The 23,733-nt window shown below is 61.0% G+C and carries 15 protein-coding genes; all 15 read left to right on the top strand.

Going from position 1 to position 23,733, the window contains the following annotated elements; genetic code table 11:
- Positions 1–12 precede the first annotated feature (12 nt).
- The 15 genes from DW189_RS11100 (at position 13) to purH (ending at position 23,466) form a co-directional block, all read left to right on the top strand.
- A complete protein-coding gene (locus DW189_RS11100) occupies positions 13–1,464 on the top strand; it encodes a BT_3987 domain-containing protein (RefSeq protein ID WP_117508160.1) in 1,452 nt (483 codons plus the stop codon).
- An 81-nt stretch (positions 1,465–1,545) separates the two neighbouring features.
- Positions 1,546–3,036 carry a BACON domain-containing protein gene (locus DW189_RS11105; RefSeq protein WP_117508162.1) on the top strand — a complete coding sequence of 497 codons (1,491 nt, stop codon included), beginning with the start codon at positions 1,546–1,548 and terminating at the stop codon, positions 3,034–3,036.
- A gap of 224 nt (positions 3,037–3,260) precedes the next feature.
- Positions 3,261–4,562, top strand: a complete 1,302-nt coding sequence (locus DW189_RS11110) for an MFS transporter (RefSeq protein ID WP_117508164.1) — start codon at positions 3,261–3,263, stop codon at positions 4,560–4,562.
- Between the two features lies 1 nt (position 4,563).
- Complete coding sequence (locus DW189_RS11115) at positions 4,564–5,571, top strand: glycoside hydrolase family 130 protein (RefSeq protein WP_117508166.1); 1,008 nt, start codon at positions 4,564–4,566, stop codon at positions 5,569–5,571.
- On the top strand, positions 5,571–7,844 hold the full coding sequence (locus DW189_RS11120) for a GH92 family glycosyl hydrolase (protein ID WP_117508168.1): 2,274 nt from the start codon (positions 5,571–5,573) through the stop codon (positions 7,842–7,844). The genes DW189_RS11115 and DW189_RS11120 overlap by 1 nt, the downstream gene beginning before the upstream one ends.
- 17 nt (positions 7,845–7,861) lie before the next feature.
- A complete protein-coding gene (locus DW189_RS11125) occupies positions 7,862–10,090 on the top strand; it encodes a GH92 family glycosyl hydrolase (RefSeq protein WP_117508170.1) in 2,229 nt (742 codons plus the stop codon).
- 13 nt (positions 10,091–10,103) lie between these two features.
- A complete protein-coding gene (locus DW189_RS11130; RefSeq protein WP_117508172.1) occupies positions 10,104–12,422 on the top strand; it encodes a GH92 family glycosyl hydrolase in 2,319 nt (772 codons plus the stop codon).
- Between the two features lie 405 nt (positions 12,423–12,827).
- Positions 12,828–13,295, top strand: a complete 468-nt coding sequence (gene purE, locus DW189_RS11135; RefSeq protein ID WP_018695103.1) for a 5-(carboxyamino)imidazole ribonucleotide mutase — start codon at positions 12,828–12,830, stop codon at positions 13,293–13,295.
- Between the two features lie 19 nt (positions 13,296–13,314).
- Positions 13,315–14,421, top strand: a complete 1,107-nt coding sequence (gene purK / locus DW189_RS11140; RefSeq protein WP_117508174.1) for a 5-(carboxyamino)imidazole ribonucleotide synthase — start codon at positions 13,315–13,317, stop codon at positions 14,419–14,421.
- Between the two features lie 16 nt (positions 14,422–14,437).
- Entirely contained in the window at positions 14,438–18,145 is a 3,708-nt protein-coding gene (locus DW189_RS11145) for a phosphoribosylformylglycinamidine synthase (RefSeq protein ID WP_117508176.1), read from the top strand.
- A gap of 30 nt (positions 18,146–18,175) precedes the next feature.
- Positions 18,176–18,892, top strand: a complete 717-nt coding sequence (gene purC / locus DW189_RS11150) for a phosphoribosylaminoimidazolesuccinocarboxamide synthase (protein ID WP_022332483.1) — start codon at positions 18,176–18,178, stop codon at positions 18,890–18,892.
- A complete protein-coding gene (gene purF / locus DW189_RS11155; protein WP_018695107.1) occupies positions 18,892–20,313 on the top strand; it encodes an amidophosphoribosyltransferase in 1,422 nt (473 codons plus the stop codon). Before purC ends, purF begins: the two co-directional genes overlap by 1 nt.
- Before the next feature lie 22 nt (positions 20,314–20,335).
- Positions 20,336–21,361: a phosphoribosylformylglycinamidine cyclo-ligase gene (gene purM / locus DW189_RS11160; protein WP_117508178.1), complete on the top strand. Its 1,026-nt coding sequence runs from the start codon at positions 20,336–20,338 to the stop codon at positions 21,359–21,361.
- Between the two features lie 4 nt (positions 21,362–21,365).
- The gene (purN, locus tag DW189_RS11165; RefSeq protein WP_055202500.1) at positions 21,366–21,929 is read left to right on the top strand and encodes a phosphoribosylglycinamide formyltransferase; all 564 of its coding nucleotides are present in this window, start codon (positions 21,366–21,368) and stop codon (positions 21,927–21,929) included.
- Between the two features lie 7 nt (positions 21,930–21,936).
- A complete protein-coding gene (gene purH, locus DW189_RS11170) occupies positions 21,937–23,466 on the top strand; it encodes a bifunctional phosphoribosylaminoimidazolecarboxamide formyltransferase/IMP cyclohydrolase (protein ID WP_117508180.1) in 1,530 nt (509 codons plus the stop codon).
- The last annotated feature ends 267 nt before the right edge of the window (positions 23,467–23,733 follow it).

Below are 23,733 nucleotides of genomic sequence, written 5' to 3' on the forward strand. Positions count from 1 at the left end.
CCTGAAACGATTATGAACACCAAGAAATATCTGAAATACAGCTTCCTTCCGCTTGCGCTGATGTTGGGTGGCCTGGCATTCACGGCCTGCACCGACGACATTGAGGGCGGCAAGCCTGTCGACGAAGGGGCATACGACGCCGTGAAGCGCGTCGACGGCATGTTGCTCGACGTGACGTCGAACAAGAACGAGTCGGTGATCGAACTGCGCTCGGACAAATACCAGACCGAGGTCTTCTTCCGCCTTACGAAAGCGCCCCAGAAGGGTGTCGACGTGAAGATCGAGGTAGATCCCGCTTATCTGGAAACTTATAATGCCGAGCACGGGACGGAGTTCCAGCTCTTCCCCGCGGCCGATGTCACCATCGAACGCGAGGGCAAGCTGCTGCTGGCCCCGGACGAGATCCGTTCGGTCGGGGTGGGCGTCACCCTGGCAGCCGCCAGCGAATTGCAGGAAGGGGTGACCTATCTGCTTCCGCTCAGGGCGACCTCCTCGACCGAGGGCATCACACTCTCGGAAAAGGCGCAGCATGCGGTCTATCTGGTGAAAGACCTGCGTGCCCAGGGCGACGCTTACAAGGGCCCCGACGCCGTGAGGAACGTGTGCTATTTCGAGGTCAACGACACCAATCCGCTCAATGCGCTGGAATTCGTGCTCAAGGACAGCGGCAAGCTCTTCTTCGACGATATCATCCTCTTCTCGGCCAATATCAATTACAATGCGGAGACGGGACGGGTCTATGTGCTCAATAATCCCAACGTGCAGTTCCTGCTGGACAACAACGAACAGTTCCTGCAGCCGCTGCGCAAGCGGGGCATGAAGGTGATCCTCGGTATCCTGGGCAACCACGATGCCGCCGGCGTGGCGCAGTTGTCCGATATGGGCTGCCGTGAGTTCGCCAAGGAGCTGGCGGCTTATTGCGACGCCTATAATCTCGACGGCGTCGGTTTCGACGACGAGTATTCGAATTCTCCCGACCTGAGCAATCCCTGGTTTGCGCCGTGGTCATCGGCTGCCGCTTCCCGGCTGCTCTATGAAACCAAGAAGGCCATGCCCGATAAAACCGTCATGGTCTACTACCTGGGAGCCATCGGCAGCGGTATCCCCTCTGTCGACGGGATCGAACCGGGTATGTTCGTCGACTATGCCGTTGCCGATTACGGCGGAACGGCAGCACCGATGCAGGGCATGACCCGCAAGCAGTGTTCCGGCATGTCGATCGAGCTGAACCGGGGGTCGGGCGATTCGAGCGAATCTACGGCTCGTTCGAAGAAAGAGGCCGGTTATGGTTACTATATGTTCTTCGCACTGGGGCATACCACTTCGCTGGTAAACGATTTCGACGACTATCGGTTCCAGGTGGGCCGGTGCCAGTCCGTTGCCCGGGGCCTCTATGACGAGGAGCTGCTGATGCCCGAGTATTATTACAAAAAGAACGACGCGACGCGTTATAAACTGCCTTAATCCGATTGTGTGCTGTACTCCCCGCAGCACGACCGCTGCGGGGATGCAGTTCGATTGAGAACCTAAAACAACGTAGATTTTATGAAAAAGATATTTATAGCGTTTGTAGCGGTGGCCTGTGCGCTCAGCGCCTGTTCCGACGACGATACGGCGGACGACCTTTCCCGGGCCACGATATCCATTACCCCCGATGCCATCCCCGCCGGGCCTGACGGGACGACGACGCAGGTGACCGTAACCAGTTCGGGTGACTGGCGGCTCGCAGGTGTTTGCGACTGGGTGCATCCTTCGGTCGAAGCCGGGAAGAGCGGCGATGTGGTAACCTTCACGATCGATCCGAATACAAGCGAAGAGAGCCGTGAAGCGACCTTCAAGTTCTTTACGGGATCGGCTGTCGCTCCCCTGAAAATCGTTTCGGAAGCGGGCTATTCGCTGACCCTTCTTTCCGAGGAGAATATGACTGTCGAAGCATTGAGCACCGATATCCAGGTCAAACTGCATACGAACATTCCGGAATTGGCCGTCGCGTTTTCCGACGGCGGCGGGGATTGGGTCACGTATGTCGGGCGCAACGACGCTTTCGGCAACACGGTCTTGAATTTTACCGTCGCCAAGAACCCGGATTACGATGACCGTTCGACCGTGGTCACGGTTTCGGGCATGGGGCAGTCGGTCGATATTCCGCTGACCCAGCGCCAGATCGACGCCATCAATACCGGAGACGGCAGCCTGATGTTCGACCTTGCGGAACGCACGATTTCCATCGACGTCGAATCGAATGTGACCTATCAGGTGGCTATTGCCGGCGATTGGATCACACAGGTTCCCGAGACGCGCGGCCTGGTGACCAAGACGCTCCGATTCCACCTTGACCCCGCGACCGTATCGCGCAGCGGTAAGATCACGATCAGCGGGGCGGGTATCACGAAAGTGGTTTCCATCGTCCAGAAGGATCCCGACGCGGTCGTGGTTAGCATTCCCGACAATGTATTCCGGAGTAAACTTGTAAGCCTGAACTGGCTGCTGGAACTCAGCGGCGGCCTATGCGTGGTGACCGAGGACGGGCTGAACGCGACCGAGTTCACCTATCGGCCGGGTTATTGGGACGATCCGATCCTCTCGCTCGAGGGCATCGAGATATTCGCCAACCTCGAAAAGATCGACGTGTACAACAACAAACTGAGCAAGTTCGATATCAGCAAACTCACGAAGGTCAGCTCGCTGAATATCGACTATAACGGCCTGTCCGAGATCGCGCTCGGCGACAATGCCGTCGAGGAGCTGAATTTCTCGGCCTTGTACCACTCAGGTAATTCTTGGGATTACATCGTTCCCTCGTCGCTGACCGTGTCGGGCACACACCTGAAGACACTGAAAGTGCCCTTCTCCGGAGGCGGCGGTTGGTGGGATCCGACCGACGTGCTTGCCACGATCGACGTGTCGGGCTGCCCGGCGCTCGAGACGCTCAATGCGCAACGTAACGCAGGTGTGCTCAAAACCATCTACCTGAAGCAGGGACAGGTGATTCCGAATCTGACCTACACCGCCGGCGCGGAGATCGTCTACAAATAAATCGATGCGCACGTGAAAACGACCGTGCAGTCGCGAGCCGCAAGACCCGCCGGCTGCACGGTCTTCTTTCCCGGGGAATTAAATCGCCGGCCCGTTTAGTAATCCGGCGCCCGAAATTGTATTACTTTACGGATGCAAAGATGATTACCGCCCGGAATACCGACCGTGTGCGGAAAGATTTTATTATCTTTGTGCATCCCTAACCTAAAACCGGAGAAGACCCGATGTCTGAAAATCTGAAAAAAACTTCGCCGCTGGCATGGGTGCCTACGGTCTATTTTGCGATGGGGCTTCCGTTCGTCGTGCTGAACATGGTCTCGGCCGTCATGTTCAAGGATCTGGGGATATCCGATACCCGGATCGCGTTCTGGACGTCGCTGATCATGTGGCCGTGGACGATCAAATTCCTGTGGAGCCCCTTCCTGGAAATTTTCCGCACCAAAAAATTCTTCGTCGTCACGACGCAGCTCCTGAGCGGCGTGTTGTTCGGCCTTGCTGCGCTGGCGCTGCATATGCCCCATTTCTTCGCCGTCACGGTGGGGGTCTTCGCGGTGGTGGCCTTCAGTGGCGCCACGCACGACATCGCGGCCGACGGCGTTTACATGTCGGAGCTTTCGACCGGGGATCAGGCGCGGTATATCGGCTGGCAGGGGGCGTTCTACAACCTTGCGAAACTAGTCGCCACGGGCGGCCTGGTCTGGTTCGCGGGCTGGCTCAGCAAGCGTTTCAGCGATTCCGGGGCGGCGACCTTCGATGCCTATGTGCAGTCGTGGACGGTGGTGCTGGCGATCCTTTGCGGCCTGCTCGTCCTGCTGGGTATTTACCACAGCCGCGAGTTGCCGTCGGGCGGAAGTGCGGCTGACGGACATTCGCTGCGGGAAGGGCTGCGCAGCCTGAAGGAGGTGATCGCGGCGTTCTTCACGAAAAAGCATATCTGGTATTACATCGCCTTCATCGTCTTCTACCGCCTGGGCGAGGGCTTCGTGATGAAGATCGTGCCGTTGTTCCTCAAGGCGGATACCGCGGCCGGAGGGCTGGGGCTTACCAACCAGCAGATCGGGTTGTACTACGGCACGTTCGGCGCCGGGGCATTCCTTTTGGGATCGCTGCTCGCGGGCTACTATATCGCCCACCGCGGACTGAGGCGCTCGCTCTTCACGCTGTGCTGCATTTTCAACCTTCCGTTCGCGGTCTATGCGCTGCTGGCATGGTTCCAGCCGCAGTCGATGTGGCTCGTGGGCGGCGGCATCGTCGTGGAGTATTTCGGCTACGGGTTCGGGTTCGTGGGACTTACGCTCTTCATGATGCAGCAGGTGGCCCCGGGTCGGCACCAGATGGCGCACTACGCTTTCGCCTCGGGCATCATGAACCTTTCGGTGATGCTCACCGGCGCCGTTTCGGGTTACCTGAGCGACTGGAAGGGCTACGGCGTCTTCTTCATCGTGGTCATGCTGGCGACGATCCCCGCCTTTGTGATGACCTGGTTCGTACCGTTCACCTATGATGATAAACCAACAACCAAATAACATGAGCAATCTGAAAATAATGGGCCCGGCACTGCCGGATATGCCGTGGGAAGAGCGTCCCGCGGGGAGCAAGGAGGTTATGTGGCGCTATTCTGCCAACCCGATCATCGGGCGCGACGCGCTTTCGACCTCGAACAGCATTTTCAATTCGGCGGTCGTTCCGTTCAAGAAGGGCAAGTATAATTATGCGGGCGTGTTCCGCTGCGACGACACCAACCGTCGCATGCGCATCCACGCGGGCTTCTCGGTGGACGGCATCGACTGGGACATCCGCGAGGAGGACTTCAAACTGGTGGGCGGCGACGCCGAAATCGGCCAATGGGTCTACGGTTACGACCCGCGTGTGGCCAAGATCGGGGACAAATACTACGTGACGTGGTGCAACGGTTACCACGGCCCGACGATCGGCGTGGCGTGGACGGAGGATTTCGAGACGTTCCACCAGCTGGAAAATGCCTTCATCCCGTTCAACCGCAACGGCGTGCTGTTCCCCCGCAAGATCGGCGGGAAATTCGCGATGCTTTCGCGTCCGAGCGACAACGGGCATACGGCGTTCGGCGACATTTTCTATTCCGAGTCGCCCGACATGGAGTTCTGGGGACGCCACCGCCACGTGATGTCGCCCGCGGCGTTCGAGGTTTCGGCGTGGCAGTGCATGAAGATCGGCGCGGGGCCCGTGCCCATCGAGACCAGCGAAGGGTGGCTGTTGTTCTACCACGGGGTGCTCCGTTCGTGCAACGGCTACGTCTATGCGTTCGGCTCGGCCTTGCTCGACCTGGATGAGCCGTGGAAAGTCATCGCCCGCAGCGGCCCGTACCTGATCTCGCCGCGTGAAATCTACGAGTGCACGGGCGACGTGCCGAACGTGACGTTCCCCTGCGCGGCGCTGCACGACCCCGCGACGGGGCGCGTTGCGGTCTACTACGGGTGTGCGGACACGGTTACGGGGCTTGCTTTCGGTTATATCCCGGAGATCATCGACTTCACCCGCAAAAACAATATACGCTGATGCCGCTGCGACGAACGCTTCCCGTTGCGGCGCTCGCCGCAGTCATCCTCTGCGCGCCGCTGCGTGCGCAGGAGCCTGCCGATTGGGTCGACCCGTTCATCGGGACGACCAATTTCGGGACGACCAACCCCGGCGCCGTATGCCCCAACGGGATGATGTCGGTGGTGCCGTTCAATGTGATGGGCTCCGACGAGAACCTCTACGATAAGGACGCCCGGTGGTGGTCGGCACCCTATGAGTACCGCAACAAGTTCTTCACGGGCTTTGCACACGTCACCCTGAGCGGCGTGGGATGCCCCGAGCTGGGCTCGCTGCTGGTAATGCCGACGGCGGGTGCGCTGGACGTCGATTACCGCAACTACGGCAGCGCATATACCGGCCAGACGGCCTCGCCGGGCTATTATTCGAACCTGCTGACCAAGTACGGTATCCGCACCGAGGTGACGGCCACGCCGCGCACGTCGGCCGAGCGCTATACCTTTCCGGAGGGTACGGGACATATTCTGTTAAACCTGGGCGAGGGGCTTACCAACGAGTCGGGAGCCTGGGTGCGCCGCGTGAGCGACACCGAGGTCGAGGGCATGAAACTGCTGGGCACGTTCTGCTACAACCCGCAGGCGGTGTTCCCGGTCTATTTCGTGATGCGCGTCTCGAAACGCCCCGCGGCTACCGGCTTCTGGAAGAAGCAACCCCCGAAATACGGCGTCGAAGCCGAGTGGGACAAGGACGCCGGCAACTACAAGCTCTATACGCAATACGGCAAGGACATTGCCGGCGACGACGTCGGCGTGTGGTTCTCCTACGACATGCAGCCGGGCGAGCAGGTCGAGGTGCGCATGGGCGTTTCGTTCGTGTCGGCCGAGAACGCCCGCCTGAACCTCGAAGCCGAGCAGCAGGGGCGCTCGTTCGACGATATCCGTGCGGCCGCACGCCGCACGTGGAACGACGACTTGGGGCGCATCCGCGTCGAGGGCGGTACCGAAGCGCAGAAGAAGGTCTTCTATACGGGGCTTTACCATGCGCTGATCCACCCCAACGTGCTGAGCGACGTCAACGGCGAATACCCCGCGATGGAGAGTTCCGAGATCCGCACGGCCGAGGGCAACCGCTATACGGTCTTCTCGCTGTGGGATACTTACCGCAACCTGCACCAGCTGCTGACGCTGGTCTACCCCGAACGCCAACTGGAGATGGTGCGCTCGATGGTCGGCATGTACCGGGAGTGGGGCTGGCTCCCCAAGTGGGAACTTTACGGCCGTGAAACCTTCACCATGGAGGGCGACCCGTCGATCCCCGTGATCGTCGATACCTGGATGAAGGGGCTGCGCGATTTCGATATGGACGCCGCCTACGAGGCGATGCGCAAGTCGGCCACGACGCCGGGCGCGCGGAACAGGATGCGCCCCGACATCGACCCCTACATCGAAAAAGGCTATGTGCCGCTGGGCTTCTACGCCCGCGACCTTTCGGGCGACAACTCCGTGTCGCACGCCCTGGAATACTATATCGCCGACCACGCGCTGTCGCTGCTGGCCGACTCGCTCGGCAAAAAAGACGACGCGGCGCTGTTCCGCGCCCGCTCGCTCGGCTATAAGAACTATTACAGCACCGAGTCGGGCACGTTCCGTCCGATTACCAGGGAGGGTAAGTTCCTCACGCCCTTCGACCCGCGCCAGGGCGAGAATTTCGAACCCGTCCCCGGCTTCCACGAAGGTTCGGCCTGGAACTATACGTTCTATGTCCCGCACGACGTGGCCGGACTGGCCCGGCTGATGGGCGGCAGGCGCCGATTCATCGACAAGCTGCAGATGGTCTTCGACCAGGGGCTGTACGACCCGGCGAACGAACCCGACATCGCCTATCCTTACCTGTTCAGCTATTTCCGGGGCGAGGAGTGGCGTACGCAGCGCGAGGTGCGGCGTTTGCTGGACAGGTACTTTACGACAGCCCCCGACGGCATCCCCGGCAACGACGACACGGGCACCATGTCGGCGTGGGCGGTCTTCTCGATGATGGGCCTCTACCCGGACTGCCCGGGGGAGCCTTACTATACGCTTACATCGCCCGTTTTCGACAAGGTGACCGTTACGCTCGACCCGAAATACTATCCGGCCGGGGAGCTCGTTATAGAAACGGAACGCTCCGGAGCCGGCGACCTCTACATCGGCTCGATGACCCTCGGCGGCAGGCCGCTGAAGAAATACCGCATTTCGCATGGCGAACTGGTGGGCGGCGGCCGGCTGGTTTTCGGATTGCAACCCGAACGCAAATAAAAACAACATATGTCCCTATGAATTTAAAATCTCTCTCAGCTCTCGGCGCAGGCCTGCTTCTGGCGGCCTGCTCGCAGGCACCCCGTACGGATTCGCTGACGCAGTATGTCGACATGCGTATCGGCACGGGCGGCCACGGCCATGTATTCATGGGCGCCAACGTCCCGTTCGGCGCCGTACAGCTCGGCCCCACGAGCATCCCGCAGTCGTGGGACTGGACGTCGGGCTACCACATTTCCGACACGACGGTCATCGGTTTCAGCCACACACACCTGAACGGCACCGGTATCGGCGACCTGTTCGACGTCACGGTGATGCCCGTCGTGGGGCAGGTGACCTATGCCCGCGGCACGGAGGACGACCCCCAGTCGGGCATGTGGTCGTATTTCAGCCACGCCAATGAAAAGGCCCGCCCGGGCTATTACGCCACGCGGCTCGACCGCTACGGCATCGACGTGGAGCTGACCGCCACCAAGCGCGTCGGCCTGCACAAATACACCTTCCCGGCATCGGCCGATGCCGCCGTGGTCTTCGACCTTGAGAACGGCGGCTGCTGGGATGCCCCGACCGAAACCTTCATCGAGCGTGCCGACGACCATACGATCAGCGGCTACCGCTACTCGACGGGCTGGGCGAAAGACCAGCGGGTCTATTTCACGGCCGAATTCTCCAAACCCTTCAAGTCGCTGGCCATTTACGAGGGCGGCGAGGGCGGCGGCCTGCGCGAAGGCGACAGCTTCAGGGCGGAGCGCCTTTACGGCCGGGTCGGTTTCGACACTTCGGCCGGAGAGACGATCTATGTCAAGGTCGCCATTTCGCCCGTGAGCATCGAGAATGCACGCCTGAACATGCAGGCCGAGCTTCCCGGCTGGGACTTCGAAGCGACGGCCGCAGCCGCCGACCGGGCGTGGGACGCCGAGTTGCAAAAGGTGCGCATCGAGACTTCGGACGACGCCGCGCGCCGCATTTTCTATACGGCGCTTTACCACACGATGGTCGCCCCGTCCGAATTCTGCGACGTGAACGGCGACTACCGCGGTTCCGACGGCAAGATCTACCGCGCCGCGCCGTTCGTGAACTATACGACTTTCTCGCTGTGGGACACCTACCGCGCCGCCCAGCCCCTCATGACGCTCCTCCACCCCGAGAAGATGCCCGACATCGCCAATACGATGCTCCATATCTACCGGCAGCAGGGCAAGCTTCCCGTATGGCACCTGATGGGCAACGAAACCGACTGCATGGTCGGCAATCCCGGTATCCCGGCCCTGGCCGACGCCGTGCTCAAAGGCTACGGCGGCTTCGACAGGGAGCAGGCCTATGAGGCGCTCAAGCAGTCGGCGATGCTCGGCGAGCGGGGTATGGATCTGCGCATGAAATACGGCTATATCCCCTGCGACCTCTTCAACGAGGCGGTGGCTTACGACATGGAGTACGCCCTCGCCGACTGGGCCGTGGCACAGGTCGCCAAAGAGCTGGGCAAGACCGCGGATTACGACTATTTCCTCGAACGAAGCAAATCCTACCGCCATTTCTTCGATCCGCAGACCCGCTTCATGCGCGGCCTCGATTCAAAAGGCAGATTCCGCACGCCGTTCAATCCCTTCGCCTCGACCCACCGCGAGGACGACTACTGCGAGGGCAACGCATGGCAGTACACCTGGCTCGTGCCGCACGACGTCGAGGGGCTGATCGGCTGTTTCGGCGGCAAGGAAGCCTTCACCGGGAAACTCGACTCGCTCTTCGTCGTCAGCTCCGTGCTCGAGGGAGCCGCCTCGCCCGACATCTCGGGCCTGATCGGTCAGTACGCCCACGGCAACGAACCCAGCCACCACGTCGTCTACCTCTACACGATGATCGGTCAGCCGTGGAAGACCGCCGACAAGGTGCGCGAGATACTGACGACGCTCTACCACGACCAGCCCGACGGGCTTTCGGGCAATGAGGACGTGGGGCAGATGTCGGCATGGTACGTCCTCTCGTCGCTGGGTTTCTACCAGGTCGAACCCGCCGGGGGCCGCTATTTCTTCGGCTCGCCCCTGTTCGACCGGGCCGAGGTGCGTGTCCGCGACGGCGTGCTGACCGTCACGGCGCATAACAACTCCGCCGCGAACAAATACATCCAGGCGGTGAAGCTCAACGGCAAACCCTACACCAAGCCCTATATTGCCTTCGACGACATCGCCGCGGGCGGTGTGCTCGAATTCGAGATGGGTGCCGAACCCGCAGTGTGGTATGAACTCTAAACATCGGAAGGCCATGAAAAAAGGATATATCGCATTTGCCGCCCTCTGCGCCGCCGCACTCGCTTCGTGCACATGTCCTTCGGCCGGGGAGCAGCGCCTCCGTCCTTCGGAGTACGTTTCGGCGCTGGTCGGTACGCAGTCGGATTTTTCGCTCTCGACGGGCAATACCTATCCGGCCATCGCCTTGCCGTGGGGCATGAATTTCTGGACGCCCCAGACCGGCAAGATGGGCGATGGCTGGGCATATGCCTACGGGGCGCACCAGGTGCGGGGGTTCAAGCAGACCCACCAGCCTTCGCCGTGGATCAACGATTACGGCCAGTTCTCGCTCATGCCCGTGCGCGGGGAGGACAAATTAGACGAGGAGTCGCGCGCCAGCTGGTTTTCGCACCAGTCCGAAGTGGCCAAACCCTATTACTATAAGACTTACCTCGCCGACCACGACATCCGCGTGGAGATCACGCCGACCGACCGCGCCGCGATGATGCGCTTCACCTTCCCCGACTCGAAGGAGTCGGGTGTAGTGATCGACGCCTTCGACCGCGGTTCGCAGGTCGGGATGGTCGACGACCGTACGATCGTCGGTTATACCACGCGCAACAGCGGCGGTGTGCCGGAGAATTTCCGCAACTGGTTCGTCGTGCGCTTCGATACGCCGTTCAGCGCCATCGAGCTGACCGATGCCCCGGACGGATACAAACCCGGCAGCAACCTGCTCTATCCCGAAGGGCAGAAGTCCGTCACGGGCGAACATGCCGTGGCCAAGGTGCATTTCGCGACCCGCCGCGGCCAGCAGATATGCGCCAGCGTGGCGTCGTCGTTCATTTCTCCCGAACAGGCGCTGCAGAACCTCCGGGAACTGGGCAGCGACGATTTCGAAACGGTGAAGTCCAAGGCGCAGGCGCGCTGGGACGATGTGCTGGGACGCATCGAGGTCGAGGGCGGTACGGACGACCAGTACCGTACGTTCTATTCGTGCCTCTACCGGTCGGTGCTCTTCCCGCGTAAGTTCTACGAGGTGACCGACAAGGGCGAGGTCGTGCATTACAGCCCCTACAACGGCGAGGTGCTTCCCGGCTACATGTATACCGACACCGGGTTCTGGGACACCTTCCGCAGCCTTTTCCCGCTGCTGAACCTCGTTTACCCCTCCGTGAACGCCGAAATCCAGCAGGGACTCGCCAACGCCGCCCGCGAGAGCGGTTTCCTGCCCGAATGGGCGTCGCCCGGGCACCGCGGCTGCATGGTGGGCAACAATTCCGCTTCGGTCGTGGCCGATGCCGTGGTGAAGGGCACGAACGACAAAGACCTCGGGGTGCTCTACGATGCGATGGTGTACGCCACGGAGCACGTGCACCCGACCGTTGCGTCGACCGGACGCTGGGGACACGAGTACTACAACGAGCTGGGATATATCCCTTACGACGTGAACATTCCCGAGAACGTGGCCCGCACGCTCGAATATGCCTACGACGACTGGTGTATCCTCCAGGTCGCCAGGAAACTGAACCGTCCCCAGGCCGAACTGGACAAGTGGGCGGCGCGTGCCCGGAACTACCGCAATGTCTTCGACCCCGAGACCCGCCTGATGCGCGGCCGCCTCAGGGACGGCAAGTTCCAGGCGCCGTTCAGCCCCTACAAGTGGGGCGACGCCTTCACCGAGGGTAACTCGTGGCATTATACGTGGTCGGTATTCCACGACGTCGAGGGGCTCGTCGACCTGATGGGCGGCCGGGAGCAGTTCGTCCAGATGCTCGACTCGGTATTCGTCGTGCCGCCGATCTACGACGACAGCTACTACGGATTCCGCATCCACGAGATCACCGAGATGCAGGTGGCCGACATGGGCAACTACGCCCACGGCAACCAGCCTGCGCAGCACATGATCTACCTCTATAATTATGCGGGTGCCCCGTGGAAAGCCCAGTACTGGGCGCGCGAGGTGATGGATCGCCTCTACTCGGCCCGCCCCGACGGCTATTGCGGTGACGAGGACAACGGCCAGACTTCGGCCTGGTATGTCTTCTCCGCCCTGGGGTTCTATCCCGTCTGCCCGGCTTCGGACGAATACGTCGTCGGTTCGCCGCTGTTCCGCAAGGCCGTCGTGAACCTCGAAAACGGGAATAAGATCGTGCTCGAAGCGCCGGACAACAGCCCCGAGAACCGTTATATCGGAGCCGTGCAGTTCGACGGGAAATCCTATACGCATAATTTCCTGCGCCATTCCGACCTCGTGAAGGGTGCCGGCGTCCGCTTCTCGATGCGTCCCGACCCCGATTACACGCGGGGTACGGAGCCCGGGGATGCCCCTTACTCGTTCAGCCGCGAATAGCACGGACGGGTTGAACCGATGTCAATCCGCCGCGGCCGGTTCCGGCTGCGGCGGATTTTTTGTTTTTGCCGGAATCCCGAAATGTCGATAATTTGTCAATAGAATATGCCCGGGGATTTTGTAAATCGGCTGAAAAGCGCTACTTTTGTAGCGTTGTTTTGACAATTGTTAGGTTAATCCGAACACCTCCCCATGACATCTACCGACAGAATCGACCAACGCGAACGTAAGAAACAGCAGGGCCAGGCCGCTGCGTTCTATTCGTCGTCGTGCCGACAGCAGGATCGGAGTACGCAGATGCAAGGGCAGCAGGTGTCCGGGAGCGGAATACGCAGATAGATACCAGACCGCCATGACATACGTGTCGTGGCGGTCTGTCTTTTTTTCAAACTTAAAACCAAAGGTATGAAGGTCGGTGTTATTATGGGCTCGGTGAGCGATTATGAGGTGATGGCCGATGCCGTCGCCATGCTCGGACAATTCGGTGTCGATTTCGAAAAGCGTGTGGTGAGCGCCCACCGTACCCCTGACCTGCTGTGCGAATATGCCAAGACGGCCAAAAGCCGCGGTATCGGGGTGATTATCGCCGGTGCGGGCGGTGCCGCGCATCTGCCGGGCATGGTGGCCTCGATGACCACGCTGCCCGTGGTGGGCGTCCCCGTGAAGTCGCGTGCCCTGAACGGGCTGGATTCGCTGCTTTCGATCGTGCAGATGCCTGCGGGCGTTCCGGTGGCGACGACGGCCATCAACGGGGCGAAGAACGCGGCGCTGATAGCCGTGTCGATCCTCGCTCTGCAGGATGCGGAGCTGGCTGCCCGGCTCGAAGCGTTCCGTGCGAAACAGACCGCCGACGTACTGGCGGCAGAACTTTAATCCGGCAGGGGAGGCGGCTATGGCAGAGAAAACGAAAACGATCGGTATCATCGGCGGCGGTCAGCTGGGGCTGATGATCGTCGAGCAGGCGCACCTGCTCGGGGCGCGCACGCTGTGCCTCGACCCTGCGCCCGACGCCCCCGCGTTCGCGCTGAGCGACGGGCACATCGTGGCGGCGTATGACGATGCCGCGGCGCTCGAAGAGCTTTGCCGCCGCAGCGATGTGGTGACCTACGAATTCGAAAACGTCCCGGGCAGCGTGCTGATCCCGCTGGAAAAGAAATACAACATCCCGCAGGGTTTCCGCCCGCTCTACGATTCGCAGGATCGCCTGCGCGAGAAGGACAATGCCCGCGCCAACGGGCTGCGGACGCCCCTGTACGCCGCCGTGGACGACGAGGCGTCGCTGCGTGCCGCCTTGGCCGAGATAGGATTCCCGGCGGTGCTCAAGACCCGTACGCTGGGATACGACGGCCACGGGCAATTGGTGTTGAAGGGCGAGGCCGACGTGCCGCGTGCGCTGCCGATGCTCTCCGTACCCTGCATTCTGGAGGCGTTCGTGCCGTTCGATTTCGAAGCCAGCATCGTGATGGTCTCGGACGGGGAGCGCGTCATCCATTTCCCCATCGGGCGGAACGTCCACCGCGACGGCATCCTCGACCTGTGCTTCGTCCCCGCCGAGGGGATCGACGACGGCCTGCGCAGCCGCATGGCTGCGGCCGGCGAGCGGTTCATGAAATCCTGCCGCTACCGCGGGATCCTCGCCATCGAGTTCTTCATCCGCGACGGGGAGTTCTATTTCAACGAAATGGCGCCGCGGCCCCACAATTCGGGGCACTATACCATCGAGGGGTGCACGACCAACCAGTTCCGCGAACTGGTGCGCTTCCTGCTGGGCGAACCGTTGCAGGAGCCGCGGCTCGTGGCGCCGACCGTGATGAAGAACATTTTGGGGCAGGATCTCGAAGCGGCCGAGAGAGTCGCCGCCGAAAACCGCCCGGGTGTCCATGTCCACCTTTACGGCAAGACCGAGAGCCGTCCGAAGCGCAAGATGGGGCATATCACCTTCGTCGGGATGGACGCCGGGGAATACGGTGCCGCGTGGGCCGACAGATTCGTAAAATAAGTGCAAACGAAATAACATGGAAAACTACCGGATTTTTGTTGAGAAACATCCCCGTTTCCGGGTCGAGGCCGACAGCCTGCGCCGGGAGCTGAACACCAATCTGAACCTGGACATCCGCAGCCTGCGGTTGCTCAACGTCTACGACCTGTTCGGGTTCAGCCGAGAGCTGCTCGAAAAGAGCCGTTACAGCGTCTTTGGCGAAGTGGTAACCGACAGCGTGACCGATTCGTGCGACCTGGCGGGACGGAAATACATCGCCGTGGAGTACCTCCCCGGCCAGTTCGACCAACGTGCCGCGTCGGCCGTCGACTGCGTGCGGCTGATCGACCCGTCGGCCCAGGTGCGCATCCGCTCGTCGAAGCTGTTGCTGTTCGACGATGCCGTTTCCGACGAAGATCTGGCGCGCATCCGCCATTACTATATCAACGCGGTCGAGTCGCGCGAGAAGAATCTGGACGTGCTGACCGACATGGAACAGGCCGAGGTGAAGCCCGTCGCCGTGCTGGAAGGCTTCACCAAGATGACCGACGCCGAACTAGAACCCTGCTGCAAGCGGTACGGGCTGGCGATGAATGCCGACGACCTGCGCGAGGTGGTGAAATATTTCCGTGCCGAGGGGCGCGATCCCTATGAGACCGAGCTGCGCATCCTCGACACCTATTGGAGCGACCACTGCCGCCATACGACCTTCACCACCGAGCTGGAGGGCATCACGGTCGAGGAATCGTTCGTAAAGGACGAGATCGAGGATTCGCTGGCCCTCTACCTGCGCATCCGCCGCGAACTGGGGCGCGAGCACAAGAGCATCTGCCTGATGGACATGGCGACCATCGGCGCCCGCTACCTGCGCAAGAAAGGGCTGCTGGACGACCTGGAAGTGAGCGACGAGAACAACGCCTGCTCGGTATACGTAGATGTCGATGTCGACGGGGCGACCGAGAAGTGGCTCCTGCAATTCAAGAACGAAACCCATAACCACCCGACCGAGATCGAGCCGTTCGGCGGCGCTTCGACCTGTCTGGGCGGCGCTATCCGCGACCCGTTGTCGGGGCGCAGCTACGTCTACCAGGCCATGCGCGTAACGGGTGCCGGCAATATCTACCAGAAGGTGGGCGATACGCTCGAAGGCAAGCTCCCGCAGAGCGTCATTTCGAAGAAGGCCGCCGCGGGCTACTCCAGTTACGGCAATCAGATCGGGCTGGCAACGACCCATGTGCGCGAGATTTACCACGACGACTATGTGGCCAAGCGCCTCGAAGTTGGTGCCGTGGTCGGTGCCGTGAAGGCTGAAAACGTCCGCCGCGAAAAACCCGTCCCGGGCGACAAGATCGTCATGCTGGGTGGCCGCACGGGGCGTGACGGTATCGGCGGCGCCACGGGTTCGTCGAAAGAGCACAATACCAAGTCGCTCGAAACCTGCGGCAGCGAGGTGCAGAAGGGCAATGCCCCCGAGGAGCGCAAACTCGAACGCCTGTTCCGCCGCCCCGAGGTGACGCGGCTCATCAAGAAATCGAACGACTTCGGTGCAGGCGGCGTCAGCGTCGCCATCGGCGAGCTGGCCGACGGGCTGGACATCTACCTCGACCGTGTGAAGACCAAGTACAGCGGCCTGAATTCCACGGAACTGGCGATCAGCGAGTCGCAGGAGCGTATGGCCGTGGTCGTCGAGGCGAAGGACGTCGCCGAATTCATGGGCTACTGCCGCGAGGAGAATATCGAGGCGGTCGAGGTGGCCGACGTGACGGATACGGCCCGTATGCGGATGTTCAACAAAGGGCGCAAAGTCGTAGACCTCGCGCGTGAATTCATCGACAGCGCCGGGGCGAAGCACTATGCCGAAGCCATGATCGGCGAGGTGGAGAACCGCGATCCCTTTGCCCGCGAGGTCGAGGGCGCGACGTTTGCCGAACGCTTCGAGGAGAACCTGCGCGACAACAATGTCGTCTCGCAGCGCGGCCTGATCGAGATGTTCGATTCGACGATCGGCCGTTCCACTGTGCTGATGCCGTTCGGCGGCCGCACGCAGGGCAGCGAAACGCAGGTGTCGGTGCAGAAACTCCCGACCGACGGTTACACCGACACGGCCAGCATCATGGCCTTCGGCTACAATCCCTACCTGGCCTCGTGGAGCCCTTACCACGGTGCTGCGTATGCCGTCGTCGAAGCTGCTGCCAAGGTCGTGGCTGCGGGCGCGCGTTATGACAGGATGCGTTACTCATACCAGGAATATTTCGAACGCATGACCCGCGATCCCCGCTCGTGGGGCAAGCCGCTGGGTGCCCTGCTCGGTGCGCTGAAGATGCAGGTCGAACTGGGCCTGCCCTCGATCGGCGGCAAGGACTCGATGTCGGGCACGTTCCAGCATATCAACGTTCCGCCCATGCTGATGGCCTTCGGCATCACGACGGTGAATGCCGGGACGGTCATTTCGACCGATTTCAAGAAGGCCGGCAACCGTATCTACCTGGTGCGCCATACGCCCAGGGAGAACCATATGCCCGACACGGCGCAGCTGAAGGACAACTTCGGCTTTGTCAGCGAAAATATCGAACGCGGCAATATCCTCGCCGCATGGTCGGTGGGCTTCGGAGGTGTCGCCGAAGGTCTTGCCAAGATGGCTTTCGGCAACCGCATCGGCGCCGAGGTGGAGATGGACGAGGCGGAACTCTTCGGATACGCCTATGGTTCGATCCTTGTCGAGAGCGCTGTCGAACTGACCCATCCTGCGGCCGGGCTGCTGGGTATGACCGCAGCCGATGGGGCGTTGACCGTCAACGGCGTGAAAATGCCGCTCGACGCCCTCTACAAGGCCAATACCGAGAAATTCGCGGCCGTTTACCCCGACAAGGGGGAGAACCATGCCGGGGTGATGACTTCGGAGCCCGCACCCCGGACTTTCGCCTATCGGGGCGAAGCCGTCGAACATCCGCTGGTCTATATCCCCGTGTTCCCGGGCACCAACTGCGACTACGACACGGCCAAGGCATTCCGCAAGGCCGGGGCCGAGGTCGAAATGAGCGTGTTGTGTAACCTCGGGGGCGACGACATCCTGCGTTCGATCCGCGAAATGAAGGAACATATCCGCCGCGCCCATATCTTCGTGCTGAGCGGCGGCTTCTCGTCGGGCGACGAACCCGACGGCAGCGCTAAGTTTATCGTCAACGTACTCAACAATAAGGATATACGCGATGAAATCCATGCGTTGCTCGACCGCGGCGGGCTGATCCTCGGCATCTGCAACGGTTTTCAGGCGCTCGTCAAATCCGGCCTGCTGCCTTACGGCCGCCTGGGCATGGTGACCAAGGATTCGCCGACGCTGTTCCGCAACGACATCAACCGCCATATTTCGCAGATCGTCTCGACGCGCGTCTCGACGCTCAACTCCCCGTGGCTTGCGGGCTTTGGTCTGGGCGACATCCACTCGATCGCTGTCAGCCACGGCGAAGGCAAGTTCGTCGTGAGCGAAGAACTTGCCCGGGAGCTGTTCGCCAACGGGCAGGTGGCCTTCCAGTATGTCGATCCCGAAGGGCGTGCGACGGCCGAGGCGCCGTACAACCCCAACGGTTCGTCGTATGCCATCGAGGGCCTGGTGTCGCGTGACGGCCAGATCCTCGGCAAGATGGGGCATACGGAGCGTTACGAGAAAAACCTTTTCAAAAATATTGCAGGCGAGAAGGAGCAGTCGCTGTTCCGCAATGCCGTCGACTATTTCCGCAAAAATTAGTACAACATAAAACTTAAACTCACAAACACCATGAAACAGCTCGAAATGCTCTACGAAGGCAAGGCAAAACAGGTTTTCCGCACCGACGATCCCGACAAGATCATCATCCACTACAAGGATGCGGCAACGGCTTTCAACAACATCAAGAAAGCCACGATCGAAAACAAGGGCGTGCTGAACAACGCCATCTCGACCCTGATTTTCAAGGAGCTTCAGAAGTCGGGTGTCAAGACCCACTATATCGAGACGATCAACGACCGCGATCAGGTGTGCCGCCGGGTGACGATCATCCCGCTGGAGGTGATTGTGCGCAATGTTATCGCCGGTTCGATGGCCCAGCGCCTCGGCATCGAGGAGGGGACGCAGCCGTCGAACGTCATCTACGACATCTGCTACAAGAAGGACGAGCTGGGCGACCCGCTGATCAACGACCACCACGCTGTGGCATTGGGTGCCGTGACCTACGAGGAACTCGAACTGATCTACGCCATGACCTCGCGTATCAACGAGATCCTGCGCAACCTTTTTGCCAAGATGAACATCAAACTCGTGGACTTCAAGATCGAGTTCGGCCGCACGTCGGACGGGGAGATCGTGCTCGCCGACGAAGTGTCGCCCGATACCTGCCGTCTGTGGGACATGACGACCAACGAGAAACTCGACAAAGATCGTTTCCGTCGTGACCTGGGCAAGGTGCGCGAGGCTTACGAGGAGATTTTGGCACGTTTGCAGAAAATCGTCGGGTAATGGTGATGGGGCAGATTAGCGACCGCGAGTTGCATGAGGAGTGCGGGGTGTTCGGCGTCTTCGGAGTCAAGGACGCTGCGTCGCTGACCTATTATGGCCTGCATGCCTTGCAGCACCGCGGACAGGAGGGTGCCGGTATCGTGACCGTCGACCGGGACGCGACGTTCCGCCGCATCAAGGGCGGCGGCCTGGTCACCGAGGTGTTCGACGAGGAAAAGCTCTCGACGCTCAAGGGCGACATGGCCATCGGGCATGTGCGCTATACCACCGCCGGCGGTGGTGGCATCGAGAACGTGCAACCGTTCCTTTTCCGCCACAACACGGGCGATTTCGCGCTGGCGCACAACGGTAATATCGTCAATTCGGCGTTGTTGCGAATTTATCTCGAGAACAAGGGGAGCCTCTTCCAGTCGACCTCGGACAGCGAGATCCTGGCGCACCTGATCAAGAAGGAGACCAAATACCACGACCGTCCGCGCATCTATTCGATCATCGACGCACTGAATATGATCGAGGGGGCTTTTGCATTCCTGATCATGACCGCCAACCGCATCTATGCCTGCCGTGACAAATACGGCCTGCGGCCGCTGTCGATCGGCCGGCTGGGCGACGGTTATGTCGTGTCGAGCGAAACCTGTGCCTTCGACGTGCTGGGTGCGGAGTTCGTCCGCGACGTCGAGCCGGGCGAGATCGTCACGATCGACAGCGAGGGCATCCGGAGCCGCGATTTCTCGCAGTATAAGCGTTGCGAGATGTGCTCGATGGAGTATATCTACTTTGCACGTCCCGACAGCGACATCGAAGGGTGCAACGTCCATGCCTACCGCAAGGAGTCGGGGCGCCTGCTCTTCGGCGAGGCGCCTGCCGAGGCGGACATCGTGGTCGGGGTTCCCGACTCGAGCCTCAGCGCCGCGATGGGCTATGCCGAGGCGAGCGGCCTGCCGTATGAAATGGGGCTTATCAAGAACAAGTACATCGGCCGTACGTTCATCCAGCCTTCGCAGGAGCTGCGCGAGAAAGGGGTGCGCATGAAGCTCTCGGCCGTGCGGACGATCGTCAAGGGCAAGCGCGTGGTGCTGGTCGACGATTCGATCGTGCGCGGTACGACCTCGCGCCGCATCGTCACGATGCTCAAGGAGGCGGGGGCCACCGAGGTGCACGTGCGCATTGCCAGTCCCCCGATGACGCACCCCTGCTTCTACGGGGTGGATACCTCGACCCGCGACGAGCTGATCTCGGCGCGCAAGGAGGTGGACGGTGTCCGGGCGGAGATATGCGCCGATTCGCTGGCGTTCCTGTCGCCCGGGGCACTGCTCAGGGCGGGGAACCGCAAGGATTTGTGCATGGCCTGCTTCACGGGGCACTATCCCACGGCGTTGTACCAGTCGGTCGATGAGGTGAACAAAGACGTAAAATGTTAAGGACTGTTAAAGGAAGATTATAATGGCACAGAGTTATGAGAAGGCCGGCGTGAACCTCGAGGCCGGATACGAAGTGGTGCGGCGCATCAAGAAACACGTGGCATCGACCTCGCGCCTGGGCGTGATGGGCAATATCGGTGCATTCGGAGGCATGTTCGACCTCTCGGCGCTGAACGTGAAGGAGCCGGTGCTGGTGAGCGGTACCGACGGCGTGGGCACGAAGCTCAAGCTGGCGTTCGAGATGGACAAGCACGACACGATCGGCGTCGATGCCGTGGCCATGTGCGTCAACGACGTGCTGGCGCAGGGTGCCGAGCCGCTGGTGTTCCTCGACTATGTCGCCGTAGGCCATAACGAACCCCAGAAGATCGAGGCCATCGTGAGCGGTGTTGCCGACGGCTGCCGCCAGGCGGGTTGTGCGCTGGTCGGCGGCGAGACGGCCGAAATGCCGGGCATGTACTCCGAGGGCGAGTACGACATCGCCGGTTTCACGGTCGGCGTGGTCGAGAAATCGAAGCTCATCGACGGATCGAAGGTCAGGGCCGGCGATGTGCTGGTGGGCATCGCCTCGAGCGGCGTGCACTCCAACGGCTTCAGCCTCGTGCGTAAGATTCTTGCGGATAACTGCCTGGATCTGCACAAGGTCTATCCCGAGTTGTCGAACAAACTGCTGGGCGAAGTGCTGCTCACCCCGACGAAGATCTACGTGAAGCAGGTGCTCGAAGTGATCCGCAGCTGCGACGTACACGGCATCAGCCATATCACGGGCGGAGGGTTCGACGAAAATATCCCCCGCATTCTGCACGAAGGACAGGGGCTCGAGATCGAGGAGGGCACTTGGGAGATCCTGCCCGTGTTCCGCTTCCTCGAGAAATACGGCAAGGTGGCCCACCGCGAGATGTTCAACATCTTCAACATGGGCATCGGCATGGTCATCGCCCTCGATGCATCGCAGGCGGGGAAAGCCATCGCCATCCTTGCGGAGCAGGGCGAGAAGGCGGCCGTCATCGGACGCGTCACGGACACCGAGGGTGTCGTAATCCGCTAAGGCCGTGCGACGCCTTGCGGTCTTTGCCAGCGGCAGCGGCACGAACTTCGAGGCCATCGCCACGGCTTGCGAGCGGGGGGAGATCCCGGCCCGGGTGGTGCTGATGGTCTGCGACAAACCCGGCGCCGGGGTTGTGCAGCGGGCTGCGGGGCACGGGGTCGAGGCATTCGTATTCGCCCCGAAAGAGTATGCCTCGAAGGCCGACTACGAGCGCGAGATCGTGCGGCGGCTCGACCAAGCCGGCGTGGAGCTGGTCTGCTTGGCGGGGTACATGCGTATCGTCGGCGACGTGCTGCTGGGGGCTTACGGCGGACGGATCGTCAACATCCACCCTTCGCTGCTGCCGGCATTCCGCGGGGCACATGCCATCGAACAGGCGCTGGAATACGGCGTCAAGGTCTTCGGTGTGACGATCCATTATGTCGATGCGACGCTCGACGGCGGGAAGATCATCTCCCAGCGGGCGTTCGGATACGACGGCGACGACATCGCCGAGCTGGAAGCCCGGATCCATGCGGTGGAATATCCGCTTTATATAGAAACGATAAATAAATTATTAAAGGAATAATAACGATATGCGTGCATTAATCAGTGTCAGCGACAAAACGGGTGTCGTTGATTTCGCCAAGGGCCTGCGTGCCCTGGGTTGGGAGGTGATCGCCACGGGCGGCACGATGAAACTGCTGGCCGACAGCGGGGTGGAAGTAATCAACATCAGCGACGTGACGGGCTTTCCCGAGATCTGCGACGGCCGCGTCAAGACCCTGCACCCCAACGTGCACGGCGGCCTGCTGGCGCGACGCGACGATCCCGAACACCTGAAAGCCCTGAAAGATAACAATATCGAATTTATCGACATGGTCTGTGTGAACCTCTACCCGTTCCGCCAGACCATTGCCAAACCCGATGTGAAGATGGAGGACGCCATCGAGAACATCGACATCGGCGGCCCTTCGATGCTGCGTTCGGCCGCCAAGAACTGGGCCGACGTCACGGTGGTCTGCGACCCTGCGGACTATGACTTGATTTTGAACGAGATCCGCACTGCCGGCAATACCGAAAAGGCTACGCGCCTGAAACTTTCGGCCAAAGCATACACCCATACGGCTGAGTACGATGCGATGATCGCGGCCTATATGCGTGCACAGGCCGGGCTTAACGAGAAGCTGTTCCTTGAATTCGACCTCGTGCAGTCGCTGCGCTACGGGGAGAACCCCCACCAGTCGGCCAAGTTCTACCGTGAGGAGAAAGAGGTGCCTTATTCGCTGGCTTTTGCCCGCCAGCTCAACGGCAAGGAGTTGTCGTACAACAATATCCAGGATGCCAATGCCGCGCTGTGTATCGTCCGCGAGTTCGATGAGCCGTTCTGCGTGGGGCTCAAACACATGAATCCCTGTGGTGCTGCCGTCGGCAAGGATGTCGTGGATGCCTGGACGAAGGCTTACGAGGCCGACAAGGTGTCGATCTTCGGGGGTATCGTCGCCACGAACCGCACCGTAACGCGCGAGGCGGCCGTGTTGATGAAATCGATTTTCCTCGAGATCATCATGGCGCCGAAATTCGACGAAGGGGCGCTCGAAGTGCTCTGTACGAAGAAAAACCTGCGGCTGCTGGAGGTTGATATGCAGCAGGGGGCCGTCGACCCCAAGCAATATGTCAGCGTCAATGGCGGCCTGCTGGTGCAGGAGCTTGACGTGGTGACGAAAACCGTCACGGCCGATATGTGCGTGACGAAGGCAAAACCTGCCGCGGCACAGATGGACGACCTGAATTTCGGCTGGCATATCGTCAAGCACGTCAAGTCGAACGCCATCGTCGCCGTCAGGGACGGCCGTACGTTGGGCGTGGGCGCCGGGCAGATGAACCGCATCGGCTCGGCCGAGATCGCCCTCCGGCAGGCGCATGCCGCCGGCGTCACCGAAGGGCTGGTGCTGGCTTCGGACGGCTTCTTCCCCTTCGACGACTGCGTGACGCTGGCTGCCGAATACGGCGTGACGGCCATCGTGCAGCCGGGCGGTTCGGTACGTGACGAGGACTCGATCCGGAAGGCCGACGAGAAGGGCATCGCCATGGTATTCACGGGCGAGCGCCATTTCAAACATTGATTTTCGATTATCGCGGCACCTTTCGCCTCACCGTGCCCGCTTCGGGCGGGGCACAGCATCCTGTTTCCCGCCCGGAGCGGACTTCGCCAAGGTGAAATCCGCTTCCGTGGCGATCGGAAATCGGACGGTATAAATAAAAACTTTTGCCGCTGCGACAAGCCTCTCCCGAGGGAGGGGCTTGGGGAGAGTGCCGGACTTGTGAGCGGCGGCAGGCCGTGCATACATCGTCCGGCGGCATAACGGCGGTGAAAACTGTTAATTCGTATT

The sequence above is a fragment of the Alistipes sp. AM16-43 genome (genome assembly GCF_003435745.1).
Taxonomy (GTDB): domain Bacteria; phylum Bacteroidota; class Bacteroidia; order Bacteroidales; family Rikenellaceae; genus Alistipes; species Alistipes onderdonkii.

Bases quoted from the DNA above. Each gene is read 5' to 3' on its own strand.
- DW189_RS11100 (WP_117508160.1), top strand. From the start codon at position 13: ATGAACACCAAGAAATATCTGAAATACAGCTTCCTTCCGCTTGCGCTG.
- DW189_RS11105 (WP_117508162.1), top strand. From the start codon at position 1,546: ATGAAAAAGATATTTATAGCGTTTGTAGCGGTGGCCTGTGCGCTCAGC.
- DW189_RS11110 (WP_117508164.1), top strand. From the start codon at position 3,261: ATGTCTGAAAATCTGAAAAAAACTTCGCCGCTGGCATGGGTGCCTACG.
- DW189_RS11115 (WP_117508166.1), top strand. From the start codon at position 4,564: ATGAGCAATCTGAAAATAATGGGCCCGGCACTGCCGGATATGCCGTGG.
- DW189_RS11120 (WP_117508168.1), top strand. From the start codon at position 5,571: ATGCCGCTGCGACGAACGCTTCCCGTTGCGGCGCTCGCCGCAGTCATC.
- DW189_RS11125 (WP_117508170.1), top strand. From the start codon at position 7,862: ATGAATTTAAAATCTCTCTCAGCTCTCGGCGCAGGCCTGCTTCTGGCG.
- DW189_RS11130 (WP_117508172.1), top strand. From the start codon at position 10,104: ATGAAAAAAGGATATATCGCATTTGCCGCCCTCTGCGCCGCCGCACTC.
- purE (WP_018695103.1), top strand. From the start codon at position 12,828: ATGAAGGTCGGTGTTATTATGGGCTCGGTGAGCGATTATGAGGTGATG.
- purK (WP_117508174.1), top strand. From the start codon at position 13,315: ATGGCAGAGAAAACGAAAACGATCGGTATCATCGGCGGCGGTCAGCTG.
- DW189_RS11145 (WP_117508176.1), top strand. From the start codon at position 14,438: ATGGAAAACTACCGGATTTTTGTTGAGAAACATCCCCGTTTCCGGGTC.
- purC (WP_022332483.1), top strand. From the start codon at position 18,176: ATGAAACAGCTCGAAATGCTCTACGAAGGCAAGGCAAAACAGGTTTTC.
- purF (WP_018695107.1), top strand. From the start codon at position 18,892: ATGGTGATGGGGCAGATTAGCGACCGCGAGTTGCATGAGGAGTGCGGG.
- purM (WP_117508178.1), top strand. From the start codon at position 20,336: ATGGCACAGAGTTATGAGAAGGCCGGCGTGAACCTCGAGGCCGGATAC.
- purH (WP_117508180.1), top strand. From the start codon at position 21,937: ATGCGTGCATTAATCAGTGTCAGCGACAAAACGGGTGTCGTTGATTTC.